This window comes from Frondihabitans sp. Leaf304, assembly GCF_001423105.1.
Classification (GTDB): Bacteria; Actinomycetota; Actinomycetes; order Actinomycetales; family Microbacteriaceae; genus Frondihabitans.
This window is the reverse complement of the sequence record NZ_LMNV01000005.1, coordinates 25,360-44,728: the sequence shown is the minus strand read 5'-3', so window position 1 is coordinate 44,728 and position 19,369 is coordinate 25,360. Positions and strand designations below refer to the sequence as shown.

The 19,369-nt window shown below is 62.7% G+C and carries 19 protein-coding genes; 13 read left to right on the top strand and 6 right to left on the bottom strand.

The features are described 5' to 3' along the window. Positions 1 to 312: 312 nt before the first annotated feature. Positions 313 to 1,098, bottom strand: a complete 786-nt coding sequence (locus ASF54_RS17050; protein WP_442855793.1) for a trypsin-like peptidase domain-containing protein — start codon at positions 1,096 to 1,098, stop codon at positions 313 to 315. 335 nt (positions 1,099 to 1,433) lie between these two features. On the opposite strand from ASF54_RS17050, the gene ASF54_RS16510 reads away from it, so the two are divergent. The 3 genes from ASF54_RS16510 (at position 1,434) to ASF54_RS16505 (ending at position 6,100) form a co-directional block, all read left to right on the top strand. Beyond that, positions 1,434 to 2,264, top strand: coding sequence for a hypothetical protein (locus ASF54_RS16510; RefSeq protein WP_162237138.1), 831 nt, complete (start codon positions 1,434 to 1,436; stop codon positions 2,262 to 2,264). A 199-nt stretch (positions 2,265 to 2,463) separates the two neighbouring features. After that, complete coding sequence (locus tag ASF54_RS13575; protein ID WP_055964203.1) at positions 2,464 to 3,075, top strand: recombinase family protein; 612 nt, start codon at positions 2,464 to 2,466, stop codon at positions 3,073 to 3,075. A gap of 298 nt (positions 3,076 to 3,373) precedes the next feature. Next, a complete protein-coding gene (locus ASF54_RS16505; RefSeq protein WP_162237137.1) occupies positions 3,374 to 6,100 on the top strand; it encodes a cutinase family protein in 2,727 nt (908 codons plus the stop codon). Positions 6,101 to 6,768: 668 nt separating this feature from the next. On the opposite strand, the gene ASF54_RS17045 is transcribed toward ASF54_RS16505, so the two are convergent. From ASF54_RS17045 to ASF54_RS16500, 3 genes are all read right to left on the bottom strand, one after another. Beyond that, positions 6,769 to 6,969, bottom strand: a complete 201-nt coding sequence (locus tag ASF54_RS17045) for a ParB family protein (RefSeq protein WP_442855792.1) — start codon at positions 6,967 to 6,969, stop codon at positions 6,769 to 6,771. A 212-nt stretch (positions 6,970 to 7,181) separates the two neighbouring features. Further along, positions 7,182 to 7,556, bottom strand: coding sequence for a hypothetical protein (locus ASF54_RS13565; protein WP_157510198.1), 375 nt, complete (start codon positions 7,554 to 7,556; stop codon positions 7,182 to 7,184). A 1,149-nt stretch (positions 7,557 to 8,705) separates the two neighbouring features. Next, entirely contained in the window at positions 8,706 to 9,641 is a 936-nt protein-coding gene (locus ASF54_RS16500; protein ID WP_157510197.1) for a hypothetical protein, read from the bottom strand. 163 nt (positions 9,642 to 9,804) lie between these two features. Here ASF54_RS16500 and ASF54_RS13560 point away from each other — a divergent pair, with 163 nt between their 5' ends. From ASF54_RS13560 to ASF54_RS13550, 3 genes are all read left to right on the top strand, one after another. Beyond that, complete coding sequence (locus ASF54_RS13560) at positions 9,805 to 10,065, top strand: hypothetical protein (protein ID WP_055964195.1); 261 nt, start codon at positions 9,805 to 9,807, stop codon at positions 10,063 to 10,065. Further along, positions 10,062 to 10,214, top strand: coding sequence for a hypothetical protein (locus ASF54_RS13555; RefSeq protein ID WP_157510196.1), 153 nt, complete (start codon positions 10,062 to 10,064; stop codon positions 10,212 to 10,214). Before ASF54_RS13560 ends, ASF54_RS13555 begins: the two co-directional genes overlap by 4 nt. Before the next feature lie 482 nt (positions 10,215 to 10,696). Further along, positions 10,697 to 11,593, top strand: coding sequence for a helix-turn-helix transcriptional regulator (locus tag ASF54_RS13550; RefSeq protein ID WP_055964189.1), 897 nt, complete (start codon positions 10,697 to 10,699; stop codon positions 11,591 to 11,593). Here ASF54_RS13550 and ASF54_RS13545 read toward each other — a convergent pair. Next, positions 11,579 to 12,313, bottom strand: coding sequence for an SDR family NAD(P)-dependent oxidoreductase (locus ASF54_RS13545; protein ID WP_055964186.1), 735 nt, complete (start codon positions 12,311 to 12,313; stop codon positions 11,579 to 11,581). The genes ASF54_RS13550 and ASF54_RS13545 overlap by 15 nt on opposite strands. Positions 12,314 to 12,451: 138 nt before the next feature. Between ASF54_RS13545 and ASF54_RS13540 the strand changes: the two genes are divergently transcribed. The 4 genes from ASF54_RS13540 (at position 12,452) to ASF54_RS13525 (ending at position 15,510) form a co-directional block, all read left to right on the top strand. Next, positions 12,452 to 12,784, top strand: coding sequence for a carboxymuconolactone decarboxylase family protein (locus ASF54_RS13540; protein WP_055964183.1), 333 nt, complete (start codon positions 12,452 to 12,454; stop codon positions 12,782 to 12,784). A 12-nt stretch (positions 12,785 to 12,796) separates the two neighbouring features. After that, the gene (locus tag ASF54_RS13535) at positions 12,797 to 13,201 is read left to right on the top strand and encodes a (R)-mandelonitrile lyase (protein ID WP_055964181.1); all 405 of its coding nucleotides are present in this window, start codon (positions 12,797 to 12,799) and stop codon (positions 13,199 to 13,201) included. Between the two features lie 64 nt (positions 13,202 to 13,265). After that, complete coding sequence (locus ASF54_RS13530; RefSeq protein ID WP_084816295.1) at positions 13,266 to 14,300, top strand: zinc-binding dehydrogenase; 1,035 nt, start codon at positions 13,266 to 13,268, stop codon at positions 14,298 to 14,300. Positions 14,301 to 14,373: 73 nt separating this feature from the next. After that, positions 14,374 to 15,510, top strand: a complete 1,137-nt coding sequence (locus tag ASF54_RS13525) for an MFS transporter (RefSeq protein ID WP_084816294.1) — start codon at positions 14,374 to 14,376, stop codon at positions 15,508 to 15,510. Between the two features lie 193 nt (positions 15,511 to 15,703). On the opposite strand, the gene ASF54_RS13520 is transcribed toward ASF54_RS13525, so the two are convergent. Continuing rightward, positions 15,704 to 16,060: a VOC family protein gene (locus tag ASF54_RS13520; protein WP_055964175.1), complete on the bottom strand. Its 357-nt coding sequence runs from the start codon at positions 16,058 to 16,060 to the stop codon at positions 15,704 to 15,706. A 199-nt stretch (positions 16,061 to 16,259) separates the two neighbouring features. On the opposite strand from ASF54_RS13520, the gene ASF54_RS13515 reads away from it, so the two are divergent. The 3 genes from ASF54_RS13515 to ASF54_RS13505 are packed head-to-tail and all read left to right on the top strand — an operon-like array spanning position 16,260 to position 19,184. Beyond that, positions 16,260 to 17,258: a type II CAAX endopeptidase family protein gene (locus tag ASF54_RS13515; RefSeq protein WP_235481081.1), complete on the top strand. Its 999-nt coding sequence runs from the start codon at positions 16,260 to 16,262 to the stop codon at positions 17,256 to 17,258. Beyond that, entirely contained in the window at positions 17,245 to 18,516 is a 1,272-nt protein-coding gene (locus tag ASF54_RS13510; RefSeq protein ID WP_055964172.1) for a sensor histidine kinase, read from the top strand. The genes ASF54_RS13515 and ASF54_RS13510 overlap by 14 nt, the downstream gene beginning before the upstream one ends. Next, positions 18,513 to 19,184 carry a response regulator gene (locus tag ASF54_RS13505; RefSeq protein WP_055964168.1) on the top strand — a complete coding sequence of 224 codons (672 nt, stop codon included), beginning with the start codon at positions 18,513 to 18,515 and terminating at the stop codon, positions 19,182 to 19,184. Before ASF54_RS13510 ends, ASF54_RS13505 begins: the two co-directional genes overlap by 4 nt. The last annotated feature ends 185 nt before the right edge of the window (positions 19,185 to 19,369 follow it).

Here is a 19,369-nt window from a genome sequence, read left to right as displayed (position 1 = left end):
GGGGGGGGGGGGGGGGGGGGGGGGGGGGGGGGGGGGGGGCACTCCTACGCTCCCGGTCATGGATGTGCAGGGTCCAGGGGAAAGCGTCGAGCGGATCCCTTGCCGCCCCATTCCCGCTCACCCGCTTGCGATCCCGCCGGTACCGGGATCCGAGGGCGCCTGGCAGGTCCGCCGGCACAAAGCCGTCCCGCTCGGGTATGTCCTGGTGAGCGGAGCTGGGCCTCGTGAATTGTGCTGGGGAGGCTGGTTGTCCGCTGTTTGCCTCATGAGCGGGTCGTTCGTCGCTCGCGTAATTCTCACACCCGAAGCGCGTCAGATGAGTTGCATTTTGTCCCGAGAGCGAACGTCGAGAATGGTTGATAGAACCGAAACCGGCCACACTCGGCCGAGGTCGGAGGCGGAGTCAGTACGTCCGGAATATATCCCGACGAGGCGCCACGGGATCTCGTCTGCGGCGGCAGCGCCCTCCTCGGATGACCGGGGGACGATGCAAGGCGAACCAGATTGGCCTTCCCTGGTGCGAGCATCGATAAGGAAGCATGCATCTCCCTCGAAGCCTGCCCAAGGCTCGGACGCCACAGTTCCGCGAACCCAAATGGCTGATCGCGCGCCCGCAGTCAGTCCGAAAGGAAACCCCACGACGCTGATGTCTTGCGCTGGCTCGAGGTCAGACACAGGCACGCTGTCTGCCATCGAGTAGGGGATAAGCGTTGGTACTTGCGGGGTGAGTCGCTGCTTATGGAGTCCGCTAAGGGGTATAGCGACGACGTCCGTGCGGCGTCCGAACCTAGGATCGACGAGCCAGAGCGACCGATCTTTCTCGTCGTAGAGGGGTATGTTCTGTGTTCGAGTGCCAATTGGCGACGAACCAGTCTCGCCTAGCGGAACCCCCGAGATAGGAAACGTTGCCTCTAAAAAGTCAGGCAGAGCCGGCAACCCGAGGTAGTTGTCAGTCAGCCGGTGCCTACCCGTCACTATGTGACCGTTCGTAACGAGGTACATGTCGTCTTCGTGACTGACTAGGAAGCCGGTACCCGCAATCACGCACTTATGCCCCCCCGTGGGGAGAGTTCGGATTGCGCTGATCTGGACTGACATGAAGGACGGCATCGCCATTTCAGAATCCTGTCAGGATCACCATGGAGTCACCACCTTTCGAGGTTTGGTCTGCGGTGACTGGGTGCGAGTCTAGAGGACTGAACAACCCACCATTGATATAAGTAGCTTAGTTACATACAGCTAGTATTGCTATATGGATACCGGCTGTAGAAGCGGTTCCGACAGAAATGTGTCTGGATACCGAGGGTGCTTACCGGACGCTAGCGCGGGCGAGATTCCGGACCTCGAGCAAGATTCATTGCAAGTCAGCGTGCGGATCGCCGAGGAGACCGATGCGCTCGTCGACGAGCGCGTGCTGATCAGCCATCGGACCGGTGCGCGTGGCGAATGTGGCGGAGGCCCGCGGAGAGCGCCTCGTTTTCGGACCGCTTGCCAGTCAGCAGATTGCGGATGAGTTCCACGAGAACTTGATCTCGAAGCGCCAGGTTGTTATCGAGCCCCGAAGTGCCGACCGCCTTTCGGAACGCCCGCTCGCACCGCATGGCACTGGAAACGCGTTGCAACTCCAGCAAAGAGAAAATCAAGTCCGGCAGGCAGAGGCCAGTCTCAAAGAAGCTCTGGCCCGCCAACGCAGTCTCGAGCAAACGCACCAACCGCGCGATGTCCTCCTCGCGGGCCTGTCAGAGCGCCTCGAAGCGACCCTCAAGGCATTTGGCTATCCCAAGGTCGAGCAACTAAGACTTCAGAAGAACCTAGTTCCAGTGGTTCGCAACCGCCGATACGACCTCGTCGGCTCTTCTGGAGCTATGACCTTGATCGCATTGGCATGGCAGCTGACCATTTTTGAGATGTCTGTCGAGACAGGCGAGGGACACCCCGGTTTTCTTCTAATCGATAGTCCGCAAAAAAATCTACGACCTGTAAGCGTCACTCGTGCGCTGAACGACGATGAATCGGCGTGGATCTTGGCCGACCACGAGAGCATTGTCGAGCGGATCTACGGTCACATGCAGAAATGGCTTGACGAACATCCGACCGCGCAAATCATTGTTGTCGACAACGAACCGCCCGAACTCGTTTCTACCGACATCGTCGTGACGTATTCCGCCGATCCCTTGAGTCCGCCATACGGACTGATCCACAACGCAGATGGCAGCAAGGGGACGGCGGCGTCGACAGCAGCCGAAAACGAAGCGACTTCGTAAATTGCAGGAACAGAGGGTGTGTCTCAAAAATCTCAGTTTTTCGAGACGTCTCACCTGCCCACCAATGGTCGGTGAGGGTCGACGCCACTCCCCCGCATCTGACCCGAAACGTCGGACCGCGCCATTGTCTCGCAATGCTGTCTCACCACTTTTCGTCGTGTCGACCTGTATCTAGGGGTTTCTGAGACATGATGGCCGGATGAGGCTTCTCGGCTACACCCGGATCAGCACCACCAACCAGGACCCGCAACTTCAGATCGATTCGCTCCTCTCTATAGGGGTCGAAAAACGGGACATCTTTTCCGACGTCACATCGGGCCGAAAGAACGCTGCCGACCGGCCCGGGATGCGGCAGCTGCTCGAGCACGCCACCGACGGAGACACCCTCGTGGTCTGGCGGATCGACCGGCTCGGCCGCTCCCTGCTCGACGTCCTCAACACTGTCTCGGGACTTCGCGATCGAGGCATCCAGGTGCGCTCCATCTCTGACGGGATCGACCCAGCCACAGCGACCGGCCGGCTCATGCTGAACATGCTCGCCACCCTCGCCGAGTACGAACGCGAGCTCATCGTTGAACGAGTCCGAGCTGGCGTCGCCGTCGCTCAAGAAGCGGGTACCCAGTTCGGCCGACCCAAGATTGACCCGGCCGTGGTCGCCGAGAAACTCGCAATTGTGGCCGCAGCTCGAGCCGAAGGAAAGACCGCCGAGAAAGCCGCCAGCCTCGTGGGGTGGAGCCGACCGACGCTCTACCGACACCAGAACGCTCATGCCGCCCGGACTGGACCCGCACCTGCGGCGACAATCCCATAACCGTCGACCGCAACAAGATTCGGCCGACGGCATTCGGCACATGGTTGCGGGACACGAGAGGCCCCGATGTAGCGCGGTCGGGAAGTCGGCCGGTGGGACGGATCAGAACCGTAGGGATACGAGACACAAAACCTCGGTCGGTTTTACTACCTTGCGCGACCGCGTCTAAGGACGCTAATACAACAGAAGGGACAGAAACTAGCCTTATCGCGTTGCTGCCTCCCCACGAGAGGGACACCACGCCAGCGGGGGCACTTATGCCTTTCTGGCCCATTTAAGTCGCGCTTTGGAGACCTCGTTGGATACTGTCTCCCCTATCTCGCCATGTTCGAAGTGGCGCCTTACTTGGGGGAAAGCCATGCGGTTCAGTCCGTCTATTCGTCGCGCGCCGAAATGGTGGGCAGTTGTTGCTCTCACTGTTTCAGCCGTGCTCATCAGCTCGAATTTTGTTTCTACTGCCGATCCTGCTCAAGCAGCTAGCGAAACAGGTACGGGAGGCCAGTTTGTCCCGAGCCAGGGTCGCGTTTTCGGTACGAAGCTCAGCGCCAACACCTGGACTTCCGTTCAGATCACCGGGAAGGGAAACATCCCTACGGACGAAGTATCTGCCGTTTCTCTCATGGCTACGGTTGCGAACCCGTCGGCGCAGGGTGTCCTTAGCGGTCGCCCGTCTGCTGATGAGGCAGCCACCCAAATGCTGATCTACGGCGGCGGGGGGCTCGGCAACACATCAAACACAGCCATTCTCGCCGTGGCCTCAGACGGCACAGTGCAGATCAAATCAGCGACCGCAGAAACCGTTTACCTCGATCTTCAAGGCTACTTCACATCCGATGATTCGGGCATTGCGCCGGGTGGTTTCGTACCGGTCGACGCGAAACGCATCCTCGACACCGCCACCGGGGTGGGAGTGACCAAAGCCAGGCTGGCGCCCGGGGACACAATCGCCTTTCAAGTAGGCGGAACTGCTTCTGTGCCAATCGACGCGTCGGCGGTCGCCATTAACATCACCGTGACAAACCGCGGAAGCAATGCGGGTTACGTAACACCCTTCCCAACGGGAGGATCTCGTCCGAACACGTCCCTGAACTACCCCGGTGGAAACGGTATTCAGACTGGCATCGGAGCCCAAGTCGCCCTGAGTGCTGACGGCCAAATGTCAATTTCCAACCCAGCCGCAGCCTCGTCCACTATCGACCTTTGGGTCGACATACAGGGATTCTTCACAGCCAGTGAAGAAGGAGGAATTTTTACTCCTGGAACAGGTCGCGTTCTCGACACCCGCGTAAGCCCGAACACGGCTATAGCAGGCGGCGACACCCTGGCAGTGCAAGTGGCCGGTGTCCGAGGCGTCCCCGTCAGCGGATCTGGTGTCAGCGCAGTCGTCCTAAGCATCACAGCGTTGCGGCCGCAACTGACGGCAGGCGGCTACGCGCGGGTTTGGGCAGACGGAGACACGGAGCCTGCAACAACCTCGATTAACTACGCCCCGAACTCCATTCGAACCAACACAATTACCGTCCCCCTAGGAGACAACGGAAAAGTTGTCATCCGAAATAAAACGACAGATGCAGTCAACTTTGTTCTCGACGTGCAGGGCTGGTACCAAGACATTCCATTGCCCAAAATCAGCTGCAACAGTCCCGCGACCGACGGTTACTGGTCACTAGCACCGATCACTACCACGACCGCATGCCAAGTCGTCGCCCCGCCAGTCTCCATGGGTGATGGGGTTCTCTCCCTCGTTGTCGACGGTGAAGACCAAGACGACGTGCTGCTCTCGGACCAGGTCACAACCACGAAAAATATAAGCATTGCCGCCGGACCTGGCGCCCATCACATCACGGCGAGTGTCCGCAGTGATTCTCTAGATCGAACGCGAGAGGCTGATTACGACTTTGGTTCCGGCGACTGGTCCAAAGCGAACATCATTCCAAGCTTGCCCAACGGAGCGAACTCAAATTCACTCACGCCAACCCTAACCATTGGCACAGACGCGGCACCTTTTGCCGAGAATGTGAAAGCCAAATTTAGCCTTTCAGGCAACCCCGATGGCAGCGCCCCCATCCTGACTACCGACTCAACCTTCGACCCCTTTGCCATTCCGAGTGGACTGCTCAATGCAGGCAGCACCTACTACTGGCACGCGGACATAAGTGGACCCAACAACACCAAAACCGCAACAGCCAACGTGAGCACCCCCTGGTGGTCGTTTACGGCAACGGTTGACCCTGATGCCGCCGCGGTATCTTCAAATTCGACAAGTTCAACCAGGGCACGTAAGCCGGTTGTTAGCACGAAGGGGATCACCGGACCCGAGTGCGGGCTTGCCACTCTCATCATCGTCAGAGGGTCCAATGAAGGAAAGGGCAGCAAGACACTGACCGCCGATGGATACGCCTACGCGAGCGGTGGCTACGGCCGGCTAGGCGTTCTCGTCACGCAATTCCTTCGTGACCCGACTTTCTACATCTACGCCGAATCGTTGAAGTATCCGGCGAACATTGCCCCATCACTGTCTTCGCTTGGCTACGCGGACAGTCTCAACTACGGGACCAGCAACCTGGTCGGCGCTTTGAAAGCTCTGGCCAAAAGGTGCCCACATTCGAACATTCTTCTTGCGGGTTACTCGCAAGGCGCCCAGGTGATCGGCCGCGTTTTGAGCAGTCCGACGTCATCCATTCTCGGAAAGTCTGTGACGGACAAGATTGCAGCCGTTGTCCTCGAGGGTGACCCGACGTACTACAGAGACGAGGCAATCGACGCTGCGGGCAGTGGAACTGGCCAGGGCCTGCTGAACATCATGCGGAAGAGGGGAAGCATGGACGGCTGGAAAGGAACCAGGGCGGGAGCTGGGCTAAGCACGACGAAGCTCTACCAATCCGTTCGTTCTTACTGTTACGCAGGTGACTATTTCTGCCAAACGAACCTCACCAGCAAGGGATCAACAATCCACGGCTCTTACGGCACACAGGCCCAAGGGAAGAGGATGCACGACTACATCGTCTCCTTCCTCTACGGGTGATTGAAAGAAGCAAATGGACGGACTCGTGAAAGACAACTCAGCACTCGACGGAAAACCGCCCGCTCCGGGAATCAGCTTTAGCAGATTCGTGGGGGCTTGCGTTCTGCAGCTTTTCGTCTCAGTGGTTTGCGCCTACGAACTCGTCACTAGTTCGTTCGCCTTTACTGGATGCGGTCCTGGATCCGGTACCGGCAAGCAATGCGACTATTCGGTAGTGGACAAAACCAATGTAATTTTTATTTCGGCTTTAATATTCTGTACTTTGTTTACGGTGGTTGGTTCATTGATTCTTCAGGTACGACGATCAAGCAAGACCTGGGTACCGCTTGCGTCTTCAGGAGTGCTTGTAGTCGTCACTGTCCTCTGCGTGGTTTGGATAAACGCGGCTGCATCGATTTAGAACAGGTCTGCACTCGCGAGACTGCAGCTCCACTTATGAATCTCGGTCCCGTCATGGGTCCGCCGAGACTGAAGCCGATTTTTTAAACATAACCTCGTCCAAGTCCGCAAGAAGGCGGCAGGAGCCTAGGGCTACTGCCGCCTTTGTCATGCCCGAAGCATGCAGAACCATGCCGAGTGTCTCGGTCACACCATTCAACAATGGGAACTGCTGATGTAGTTTTTGACTCCTCAGTCCCTAAGACAACGGTTCTGCTAACAAGATGGGTCTATCCGAGTGGCCGGCCGGGAGAGAGCGGTGTGGTGTCGCCAGCGTATGTCTGGCCATCGTTGTGGACTGTTTCTCGTCGGAGTACCTCCGCGAGGATTGCCCGTTCCACGAAATCGGACCAGTTCTTGTCTCCCTCGAGGTGGCTGGTCGCCCGGTACGCCTCCCGTGCCCGGGCACGAAGACGCCCGTCCAGGTACATCGCCACCCGATCCCTCTCGCTGGTCACAAGTGCGGTCGGTTTTGGCGCCAGCGGCCCTCGTTCGGGTGCTGCCACCTCGACAGGGAGAGCATCGGGGATCGCCTCAAAAACGTGTTCCGCGGGGGTGATGCGGTTGCGTCGTTGAAGCCGGGAGAAGTCGGGGGTCGCCCCGCGAGGCGCCAGCCCTCGGATAGACCTATCAGGGGTGTCGCTCATGCCGTGACCTCGAGAGCTTCAGCAGCGCTCATACGCGACACGATCTCCTGAGCTACAGCCTGCAGATCGTCTGCCACGGAAGACGCACTCCGGGGTGCCTGAGACTGCGCTTTAGCGTCGCCACGTCGAATCTCGTGCCATTTGGGCCCTTTTCGAACCTGCTCGTCGAGCTCGTGCACGAGAAGGCCCCGCTCCCTGGTCGCCTGGGCAGTGGCCTCACTATGCCGGACCATGGCTGTGAAGACGACCTCATGATCAGCATTGAAGAGCGCCGCGATCTGTTCCCGGGCTTCGCGCTGAACAGCCGACGCTCCCAATCCCACGGCGGTGAGCATAACACCGAGGAGATCAAGGGTCGGGTTGATGGACAAGACCGCGTCAAGCCTGGATGCAACGGCTCCAAGGCCCTTTCGACTCGACTTATCGGTCTTTACCGGGACCAAAGCCCATCTCGCCGCTGCGACCGCGGCGGTCTGCAAAGCCGGGCAGCGTGCGCGTAGGCGGAGGGATGGGTTGCATTAATGACTCTGCCTCTCAGCATCGAGACGATGCCTGAGATAGACGCTAGGGCAGATCAGCGTTCGCCACCCGCCAAGTACTCGATGAAAGGGTCGTCTCGATAGCTACTCGGCTATCGAACGGTACGTGCATCCCGCGACCACGATTGATGCCGTTCAAAGGTGGAGTTTGATTCTTCCGTCGCACAACAATGGCCGCCCGGGGGCGACCATTGTTGAGCAGGCAGCGATTCCAGCGCGAACAAGCTGGGGCTAGTGCCCGAACGCCTCCCATACGGTTACGGACGCGGCAGCGAGCATGGGCACAACTAGACGTACTTCTCGAAGGCAGGCGGCGAGTGCGGTCAAGGAGCGCGAGGGCTCCTGCGGTGCGGTGGTGGACATAGCCATCCGTTCGTTAGCCGAGCAACCTGGTGGGATTCTGCCGGAATGCCAGGTTGCGAACTGTGACTGACCTGTTGGTCAGGTGCTCTAATCCTAAGCGGCGCCACCAACACTCGACAGCGGGATCATGGTTCGGAACTACATCGTTGTAGTTCTCCACAGCGATTTTTGTATTCTCGGGCGTGTCGCAACTCCTGGATTCACCCGCTCGCACGTCAAAACCTTTGATAAATGAGGCATCGAAGGGTCCTACCACATTGGCTGATCATGCTCAACTATTTTGACAAATACAGGCTCTCTCGAAGCCCCTTCGGGGGGCACGGCTCCAGCCTCAAATCCCGCGCCACGACTGGGAAGCAGAGCTAAAACACAAGGCCAAAAAGTTCTGCTTTGGGGGCAAGCCCGTGTACTGTGAACTTGTTAGTCCGAACACTCGACCCAGGGATTCTTGCCGGAATATGGGTCGAAAACTGTGAAAAAGACTCCCGCTTTTGCGGGGGTCTTTTTTGCGTCCCCCACAAAGTTATCCACAGGTCTATTTTCCAAAAAAGTTATCCACAGGTCAATTTGCCGCCTACTCCACGCGGTGTGTCTCAAACCCGCCGCGGCAGACAGTGGTCAGCGGTGGAAAGAGGCCCCGCGGTGGGCCTGCGATGGGGATTGGCTCGTGGTGTCATTCCATACCGGAGCCGGGTTGATGTCCCCGGGCTGAGGCCAGGAAATGTTTCTGAGTCCGCCCCTTTTTTCGACCAAACCAGTGGCTCGGATATAGACAACCAGCGCAGCGTCGAGGGCCAAAGCGACAGTCTCAGAGTTTGCCGTCATTCGCGCCTTGAAGACTCCGTCGACTGACGCCGACATTCGCCTAATGTCTGATAGCGCGGTCGCTCTTGAAAGAGATGGGTGTGTGAGGCCAGATATGAAGTGCCACGAGCCGCGGACTTCGCCGAGGGGCAGCTTCACGTCAGCAGCAATGTCATCGAACATGGGGCCAAATCCTGGGACTCCACGGTGCTCCTCGATTACGAGGTCAAGCCGTTCTGCAAGCTTTCGAAGCTCGCTTTTCTGCGCACGGACTTTGGCTGAATTCTCTTTGAGGAGCCTGTTTTTCGACGAGGCTTCTTCTTTGTCGTCGAGCGAAGATGCGGGGAGAGTTGCTCGAACGGCTTGGTCGTCGTGAATAACATCGGACCACCTTGCGCCAAGAGATCGGCGCAGACGCTCCGACTGGGGGTCTGGAGCCAAGACCCAGGTGCATAGTGCCGACGCTTCCATCGCGGTGCGAAGAAGCGGGTACAAGCCGATGAAGGGAATCCGGTTGCCATTCTCGGTGTCACAGATGATTCGTGCGGTGTGGAAAGCGTCATGGGCAATCCCGAGGCAGAACGTGACCAGGTGGCTCGTGTAATGCGGGGCCAAGCTCAAATCGTCGCTGGCGAGTTCGGAGCCGGCGGGAGCTATGTCTACCTCCGAGATGGTTTTCGCGTGTGCTTCGATTGAACGAAGCAGTGTCATTTGCCAGCCAATACGCCGGTTCGCACCCTCTTCGTTCATGGGCTCACCCTAAGACGCCGGCTGACACTCACTCGGCGTCGGAGGTCAGACGTACCATCCCGCTGTGGGAGTTCAGGGGTCAGGTGAAGCGGCGGCGATGATTCTGCGCCGCCCAATCCCATCGCACCCGCTCGCAGTCCCGCCAGCACCAGGCACGTTCGGGGTGTGGCAGGTTCGCCGTGTCCGTGATGCCCCGCTCGGCTACGTCCTCAGCCGCACCGAGCACGGCGTCGTGGTCTACCACTGCTGTGCCTACGGCCGAGATGACGCCGGCGGCCGCCCGTGGCTACGCCGCACGGACAGCCTGAACAGCGCCGTCGCGTGGATGATCCAGCACGAGGACGAGCTGTCAGCCCTCACCAGCTCCTTGCACCCCGAGCCCGAGGAGTGGCCGGTGTCGGCGCGGGTCACGTCGACGTCGTGACGTGGTTCGTGCGACACCGCCCCAAGGGCGACACCACCGCCGCGGCGGCCGTGATCGAGGTGCAGGCGGCGACCCCAGCCGACGCGATCGCGCAGGCCCGCGCGACGCTCCCCGAGGGCCACGTGATGACCTCTGTCGCCCCGTACTGACCGGGCACGGCCCGTGTACTGTCGGCGTCACCGTTCTGCCCCCAGGACGGTAGGGAGCCGCCAGTGACCCCCCTCACCCGGCGGCATGTAGCCCCCGACTCGTAGCCCCCGGGCTCGTCGAGGGCTTCTCTCTGCCCGGAACCCCGCTCGAGGCGAGGTGACCTCTACTTGCGCCTCTGCCCTAAGACGACGACGGCCATCACGATGACGATGAAAAGGGCCCCGAGGATGTTGAAACAAAACGGGGTTCCGCCGTTGTGGTTTGGAACGGCGGCAGTCACTAAGGGTCAGACAGCTCACCCGCTCATAGGTGCTTTAGTCACCGATCGCTAAAGGGTGGCACTGCTCTGACGTATAGACCGAAGCAGCGGGCTCGCGCCTCGCCTAGTGCGGAGGCAAATTGCATCTTTACAAGTCTGCGCGATAAGCCGTTCCCTGTCAGGGAGTGCCTTGTCCTGATCGCCCGTCGTAGTGTCTGGGTTGTGGATAACAAAGAGGACGTTCGCGAGTTTCTAATGTCCAGGCGGGCACGGCTCACCCCTGAGCAGGCTGGTCTTGCTGCGGGTGGGCGTCGTCGCGTGGAGGGCCTTCGCCGGGGCGAAGTCGCCACGCTTGCCGGGGTCAGCGTGGAGTACTACGCCCGGTTGGAACGCGGCATGATTGCCGGCGCATCTTCCAGTGTCCTCGAGGCGGTCGCTCGAGCTTTGCAGCTCACGGACCCCGAGCGAAGCCACCTCTTTGATCTGGCGCGGGCCGCGGACGGGGACAGTCTCGCGGCCAGGCCACGTGGGCGGCGAGGCTCTCATCAGGTGCACCGCCAGAGCTTGCAACAGGTTCTGTCGGTCATCACGGACGGGATTGCCGTCGTCCGCGATCAAAGGCAGAACATCCTGGCAACCAACGCGTTGGCTCGGGCGTTCTACACGTCTGTCATCGGTGACGGGGCGGGCGTCCCTAACCTGGCCAGGTTCCAGTTCCTGGACCCCGAGTCCCACAATTTCTACCCTGACTGGGAGCTGTTCGCAGGTATGTGCGTCGCGGTCATGCGGGCAGATGCGGGAAGGGACCCCCACGACCGCGAAATGCAGGACCTCGTCGGGGAACTGTCCACGCGCAGTGACACGTTCCGTGAGTTGTGGGGCGCCCATGACGTCCGCTCGCATGGGTCCGGGACGAAGCGGTTCCACCACCCCGAGGTCGGGGAACTGATCCTCTCCTATGAAGAACTCGTCATCACGGCAGACCCAGGTCTAGTCCTCATGGTCTACACAGCCGAGCCCGGGTCCACTACCGCCGATCGGCTGCGGCTGCTCGCGTCGTGGAATGCGCCAATGCGGGCCTCCGAGACCGCCGAGGGTCAAGAGTCAGCGACGCGGTAGCTCTATCCCAGTTGCTCCGGCGAGGGCCGCTAGCAGCTGATCCTGAACCTTAGGGTCCTGCGAGGACGGGTGCGGCTGTTGCTGCTGCCCGTGGAACCAATAACCCCCGGTGACGGTCAGCCCCTGATCGGTGACGAGTCGTTCCTGCGTCTGGTGGCCGAGGTCGAAATCATCGGTCGCGCCAGCGCCTCCCATCTTTGTCGGCACCCATCCCGGGTCCACCGCGTTCGCCAGGACCGCGGGGGCCCACCGTCGGGCCACGCCCAGGGCGAGGGTTGTCACAAGCAGCTTGCTGTCGGAATAGCTGCCCGAAGGCCTCTCACCGTCCCAGTCCAGCCGGCCGAGATCGGCGTGCCCGCCACGGTGCATACCGCTGCTGAGATAGACGTGCCTCGTCGGTGTGCGGAGCAGAGCGGTGAAGAGGTAAGGGGCGACGACGTTGACGGGGATGACGGCCGCGCCGGAGTAGACGCCGGCATTGTGAATAACTGCATCCACCGCTTCGACGTCGTTCAGCCCATGGACGGCATCGAGGGCTTCCCGCCGCTTTGAGAGGTCAGCGATGATCAGGGCTGCGCCACGATCGACGAAGTCGATGAGCGTCTTGGCCCGGTCGGCGTTTCGGGCGTGGACGATGACGTCGTGGCCCTGGGCGAGGAGAGTGTCTGCGGTTGCCCGGCCGAGACCGTCGGCGGAGCCTGTCACAAGGATGCGTGCCATGACCCCATTGTGGCCACCTCGGGGGAGGGGTGCCCTCTCAGTACACGTCACAGCAGGGCATTCCTTTCCGCTCCCGTCCCGCGTTGGCTGAGTGATGAGCCCCGAACGCGGGGTTTCTAGGAGGAGAAGGAGAGCGTCATGCCGGAACAGAAAAAGCAGGTCGGTGGCGGTCGCGCCATGTTCGGCGACTTCGCCCCCAAGATGGCCGCCCTCACCGACGATGTCCTCTTTGACGACGTCTGGAACCGTCCCGAGCTGTCCGCCCGGGACCGCAGCCTCGTCACCGTCGGGGTCCTGACCGCGCAGGGCAACACCGAGCAGCTGGGCTTCCACCTCGGCCGTGCCGTCGAGAACGGCGTCACCCAGGACGAACTCATCGAAGCGATCACCCACGTGATGCTCTACTCCGGCTGGCCGCGCGGAATGGCCGCGATGGGCGTCGCCAAGAACCTCTTCACCGACGACAAGTAAGGAACCGCCCTCATGCAGATCCAGCCGCAGAAACCAACCAGCCTCAACCCCGAAGCGCAGTTCCCCGGTCAGGTGTGGGTCGACCCGATCGTGGCACCCCAGACCGACGACCAGCGAGTGACCGTGGCAAAGGTTCGGTTCGCACCCGGTGCCCGGACGGCGTGGCACCACCACGCCCGCGGCCAGTTCCTGCACGTCACCGAAGGCATCGCCCGGTTCGGCACCCGTGACGGACACGTCGTCGACGTTCACCCCGGGCAGACCATCTCGATCGCCCCCGGCGAGGAACACTTCCACGCCTCCAGCGGCGACACCTTCATGGAGCACATCGCCATCCTCGAAGCCGCCGACGATCCCGCCGAGACCACCACCTGGCTCGAGCAGATCAGCGACGACGACTACAACGGCGCCGCCTGAGCGCCGCCCCCCCAGAACAGACCCAGCAACCGCGTCACCAGCGGAACGATCGAAAGAAGTAGCGATGAAAGCCACCCTCATGTTCAAATCCGGCGACGTCCGCGTCGTCGAGGTCCCCGACCCCGTCATCGAGCACCCCACCGAAGCGCTCATCCGTGTGACCTACGCGTGCGTCTGCGGGTCGGACCTGCACCCGTACCACGACCTCGAAGAGACCCCCGAGGGTCGCCGCATGGGCCACGAAGCCATCGGCGTCGTCGAGGGGGTCGGAGACGATGTCACGACCCTCTCTGTGGGTGACACTGTCATTGTCCCGTTCGCCTGGTCGGACGGGACCTGCGCCTTCTGCCAGGACGGCATCACCACCTCCTGCATCCACGGCGGGTTCTTCGACGGTGCTCCCTCCGCCACCCAGGCCGAGAAGCTGATCGTCCCCGAAGCCGACGGTACCGCCGTCAAGATCCCCGCAGGCACTGACGAGTCGTACATGCCGTCCCTGCTGACCCTGTCGGACGTCTACCTGACCGGCTATCACGCCGCCATCCGAGGCGACGTCGGGCCGGGGAAGACCGTCACCGTCATCGGTGACGGCGCCGTCGGCCTCTCGGCCGTCCTGGCGTCGAAGCAGCTCGGCGCCGAGACCATCATCCTCATGGGCCGCCACACCGACCGCACGGACCTCGGTCGGGAATTCGGCGCCACCCATGTCGTCGCCGAGCGTGGTGATGAGGGCGTTGCCAAGGTGATGGACATCACCGGGGGCGAGGGCTCGCACGTCGTCCTCGAAGCGGTCGGGCACATGCCTGCCTACGAACAGGCCGTCGGCATCGTCCGACCCGGAGGAACCATCAGCCGCGTCGGCGTGCCCCAGTACGAGGAAGCCGCAGTCGGGATGAGTTCTCTGTTCGGGAAGAACGCCACCCTCACCGGCGGGCCCGCGACCGTCCGCGCCTACCTCGAGGCCGCCATTCCTCAGGTCCTTGACGGCACCATCGACCCCGGCCGTGTTTTCGACCGCGAGATGCCCCTCGATCAGATCGCCGACGCTTACAGGCTGATGGACGACCGCGAGGCCCTCAAAGTCCTCATCCGCCTCTAGCTACGGGACAGAAGTGACCACCTCCATACCTGCCCGGGCCCCCTCGGCTGCCACACCGGCGACCCGGGATCGGATGCCGTGGCTCTCCCTGATCTCGTTAGCGGCCATCGGATTCGTTCTGCTTTCCGCAGAGACCATGCCCGCCGGTTTGCTGCCCGTCATGGCGCACGACCTCCGTGTCAGCGAGGGGGTCATCGGACAGTTCATCAGCGTCTGGGCTCTGGGAACGGTCGTCGTCACCGTTCCTGCGATCACCTACACGCAGGGCTTCCGACGAAAGCCGCTACTACTAGGAGCGCTCTCGGGGCTTGTCTTTGCCAACGCCGTCACCGCGCTGTCGTCTGACGTCGTCATCTCGCTGGCCTCCCGGTTCGTCGGCGGTGCCTTCACTGGCATCCTGTGGGGGATGCTCGCCGCGTACGGACGCCGCATCAGCCCGCCCAACCGTGGCGGTCTGGCGTTGGCGGTCGTCGCCACGGGCGCACCGGTCGGGTTCGCCCTCGGCACCCCGCTCGGTTCCTTTGTCGGCGGCGTCCTCGACTGGCGCTGGTCATTCGCCGGACTATCCGCCCTGGGGATCATCCTCGTCGGGGTTATAACAGTCATCGTGCCTGGCCTATCAGGGCAACCCCAGGCCCACCGTCAACCTCTTGCAAGGGTGTTCCTGCTGCCGGGCATCCCGATCGTGCTCCTGGTGATCTTCGTCTGGATGCTCGGCCACAACACCATCTACACGTACATCGCACCGTTCCTCCGTGACAGCGGCAGCGGCCTGACCCCGGACCTCGTGCTCCTTGTCTACGGGGTCGCCTCTATCGGCGGTGTCATCGTGACTGCCCTTGTGATTGACCATCACCCCCGGCTGCTGCTGCAAGCAAGCATCGTTGCCTTCATCATCGCGGCCGCCGTGTTCGTCACCGAGCACGCATCCCCGGTTGCAGTGCTACTCGCGGCCGCGCTCTGGGGGTTGGCATTCGGGGGCGCGTCCCCTCAGTTACAAAGCGCACTCTCCATCGCAGGCGGTTCCCAATCGGACCTTGCCAACTCATTCCTCCCTGTGGCGTTCAACCTCGCAATCTTCGCCGCAGGCTTGGTCGGGGCTTTGCTGCTCGGTCTCTCCGGCGGGTTGATCCTCGGCCTATTCATGGCGGTCCTCGGCGCAGTCGCGCTAGCGCTCACGATCGTGGGCCGAAAAACCTTCTCGGCATGAAACTGAGCCCTTCGCCGTGCTAGCTGCACGGGAAAAAAGCTAAGCAAACAGCAAACAATGAGGCCCTCTCCGGCGCACGTTAGTGCGGCGAAGAGGGCCTCTTTGTTTGCCAGACCTTCATCGGTCTCTTACACGGAGGCCAGCCTCGGGCTTACTGCCGGCTTACATGCATTGGCGATGGTGACGTCGGCTGCTAGCCCTGCGGCGGCGAGTACAGCTGCAGGTCGTTGCCTTCAGTGTCTTTGAAGGGCAGGATCCGCCCCCACGGGTGCTCACTGATCTCGCCCTGGATGTCGGCGCCGTGGTCGTTCAGGCGAGCGAGCTCGTCTTCGATCGAGCCGTCGGGCTGGAACGAGATGACGGCGCCACCCGACGACGACACCGAGGCGTCTTCGCGGCCGTTGAGCCCGATCATGAGGCCGCCCGCGTCGAGCTCCGACCAGTCGGTGTCTTCGTTCTTCACTTCGAGTCCAAGAGTGTCGCGGTAGAACGCAACCGCTCGTTTCATATCCGTCACAGGAACCCAGACGGTTGCTACTCCATGTGCCATGTGTTCATCCCGCTTCTCTTCGGTCAGCACGTCTGACCCTCACTTAGCTCTACGCCCCTTGAGCGAGAAGTGCCGCGAGTACCGAGGTGAGATGTCTGCCTGGACGGCGCGTCGGATCCTTTGCATCTTTCGACGCAAGGTTCAGCCGTGCGTTCTTTTGCCGGTCGTTCGGGCGACGGCCCGTTCTTAGCGTTGGGGTGTGGTCGTTCCGGGCCACCCGACGAACGGAGGCATCATGGCGACGATCATCGAGAACCGCCCCAAGACCGGCACGGAAGCCCGTGCACGAGGAGGGATCGGCGGAGTCATAGCCCGGCGCCCCCTCGTCAGCTTCTTCGCCCTTGCGCTGGGCTTGAGCTGGCTGGCGTGGGTGCCGTACATCCTCTCGCCGCACGGGCTCGGGGTGTGGAACATCCACTTTGCAGAGTTCCTCGGGTCGGCTCAGTTTTCTGGCGTGCTTCCGGGAGCACTCCTCGGGCCGCTGGGCAGCGCCTTCCTGGTGACAGCGGTCGCCGACGGGCGTCCGGGCCTTCGACGCTGGGTCGGCCGGCTCTGGCGGTGGCGGGTCGGCTGGTACTGGTACACGCTGGCTCTCGTGGGCGTGCCCGCTCTGATCGTGCTGTCGGGGCTGCCGTTCTCCGGTGGCAATGTGCAGGCGCCGTCGGCTCTCGCGCTGGGCGCCCTGGTGCCGGGCCTGATCGTGCAAATTTTCTCCACTGGGCTGTCAGAAGAGCCAGGCTGGCGTGACTTCGCCCTGCCGCGCCTGCAATCGCGCTTCGGCGCCCTCGGTGCCGCGGCCGTGCTCGGACCGCTCTGGGCCCTCTGGCACATGCCCCTCTACCTCAGCGACTGGGGCGGCTGGCCGACCGCGCCCTGGACCGACCCTCTCGTCTTCATCGCGTTCACGATCACGTTCAACGTGATCATGATCTGGGTGTTCAACCGCACCGGGCAGAGCCTGCCGCTGGTGTTGCTGCTGCACGTCGGTGTGAACAACACCATCTCGACGCTCTGGGCAGACATGTATCCCGGCATCACCGCCTCGACGATGCTGATCGGCCTCGCGATCCTGTCGACGATCGGCGCGACCCTGCTGCTGGTGATCACACGGGGTCGCCTGGGATACGACCCCGCCCGCGACGACGAACCGACGGCCGCCGGGGCCCGACTCGTAGGATCGACCGATGACCTCCGATGACGCACGCCGGCGACGAACGACCGTCGCCGTTGCGAGCGGCACGGCACTCGTCTCCATCGGCCTCCTCGTCGGACTGCCCGCCCTCGACCGGGTCGACGAGGTCGGGCCGGTCGGGTCGTACCCTGCACCCCTCAGCGGGGAGTGGATCGGTTTCGCCCTCGTGCTGCTCGCCCAGGCCGCGGCGCTCCTCGCCTCGGGGCGCACTCTTCGAGCGACGCCGGTGGCGGTCGCCTTTCTCGCGGTCGCAGGATCCGCCGTCTCGCCGGGGGACTTCCACACTCTGGCGGAACTCGCCGTCATCGTCTCCGTCGCGCTCGCCGTAGTCCGGGTGCGGCTCGGCGTGCTCTGGCCCGCGCTCGCCACGACGGCAGGCCTCGTTGTCGTTGCGGAGGTGACCGGTGGGATCCTTCGGGCCGATGCGCCGCTCGCGGCGGCCCTGGGGCAGGGACTGCTGCAGGCGGCCGGGACCGTCGGACTGCCTCTGCTCGTGGCCCTCGTGATCCGCTCGCGTCGTGACGAGCGATCAGCCCGCACCGCAGAAGCGTCGGCGATCGGCCGAGAGCAGGAAGCGAGGATCGACGCGGCGGTGTCGCGGGAACGGACCGCCATGGCGCGCGAGCTGCACGACATCGCCGCGCACCACCTCTCGGGAATCGCGCTGATGGCCGCCGTGATCGACCGTCAGATCGACTCCGACCCGGAGCGGGCCCACGAGGGCGTGCGGCAGGTTCGGGAAGAGAGCACGGCCGTTCTCGACGACCTGCGCCGACTGGTCGGACTGCTGCGCGACGACGCCCCGGCCGAGCGGGCCGTCGAGACTGTCGCGGGGATCCTCGACCTTGTCGAGCGGACCGCGCTCCGCTCTGATGTGCGGCTCGAGATCCGCACCGTCGGCGATCAGACGCACGTCGCCGGCGGTGTCGGACCGCTTGCCCAACTCGCCGCGTACCGAACCGCTCAGGAGGCGCTCGCGAACGCCGCCCTGCATGCCGCGGGGGCTCTGGTCAGGGTGACCATCGACGATCTCGACTCGGCCGAGGTCACGATTCGGATCGAGAACGGACCGGCTGCTACGCCGGCCGCCTCGACCTCGTCTTTTGGGGGTAGTGGCTTGCGCGGAATGCAGGAGCGGGCCGACCTCGTCGGAGCTCAGCTTCAGGCGGGGCCGACTGACGACGGTGGATGGCTGGTCGAGCTCACGCTGACCCGTGAGGCGCCGCTTGCCGCTGAGGACGAGGGCCTGGGGGTGTCGGCATGATCCGGGTGCTCGTCGCTGACGACCAGCCGCTCGTGCGCGCCGGGATCACCGCGCTTCTCGGTGCTGAGCCCGACATCGAAGTGGTGGCCGTTGCCGCCGACGGGGGAGAGGCGCTGGAACTCGCTCGGCGCACCGCACCCGACGTCGCGTGCCTCGACATCCGCATGCCGGTGCGGAACGGGATCGAGGTCGCGCGCGAACTGTGTGGCCCGGACGCCGACCCGGTCGTGCCGGTGCTGATCCTCACGACCTTCGGTCTCGACGACTACCTGTTCGGGGCGTTGGAGGCCGGGGCATCCGGGTTCTTGCTCAAGGACGCCGACCCTGACGTGATCATCCGGGCGGTGCGCCAAGTCGCCGCCGGGAACGGCACCGTCGACCAGGCGCTCACGCGCCGGGTACTGCGCGAGTTCGTGTCGAGGCGGAGTCTGCAGCCGGTCACCGGCGATCGGGCCGACGACCTCCTGACTGTTCGTGAGCGCGAGGTCTTGATGCTTCTCGCCCAGGGCATGTCGAACGAGGAGATCGCGGCCGAGCTGGTCGTCGAGGTGTCCACGGTCAAGTCGCACCTGGCTCGCATGCTGCCGAAGCTGGGCGTGCGCTCCCGCCTTCAGGCGGTCGTGTGGGCGTACCAGAACCGGATCGTGGCGGTGCCGGGGGCGGATTAGGAGGCGGCGGCGGGTGCTGCTGGACCCGAACAAGTCGGCCTCGAGAACGACCCACACGATCGCGAGCACTACGAGAGACAGATAAAGCTAGCTGTGGTTGATCCGCATGTCGCGATGATACGTGCGCCGCAAGGCGGAGCCAGTCCCAGTTTCAGGCCCAACGCCGACCTGTAGAGCAAGCTCAA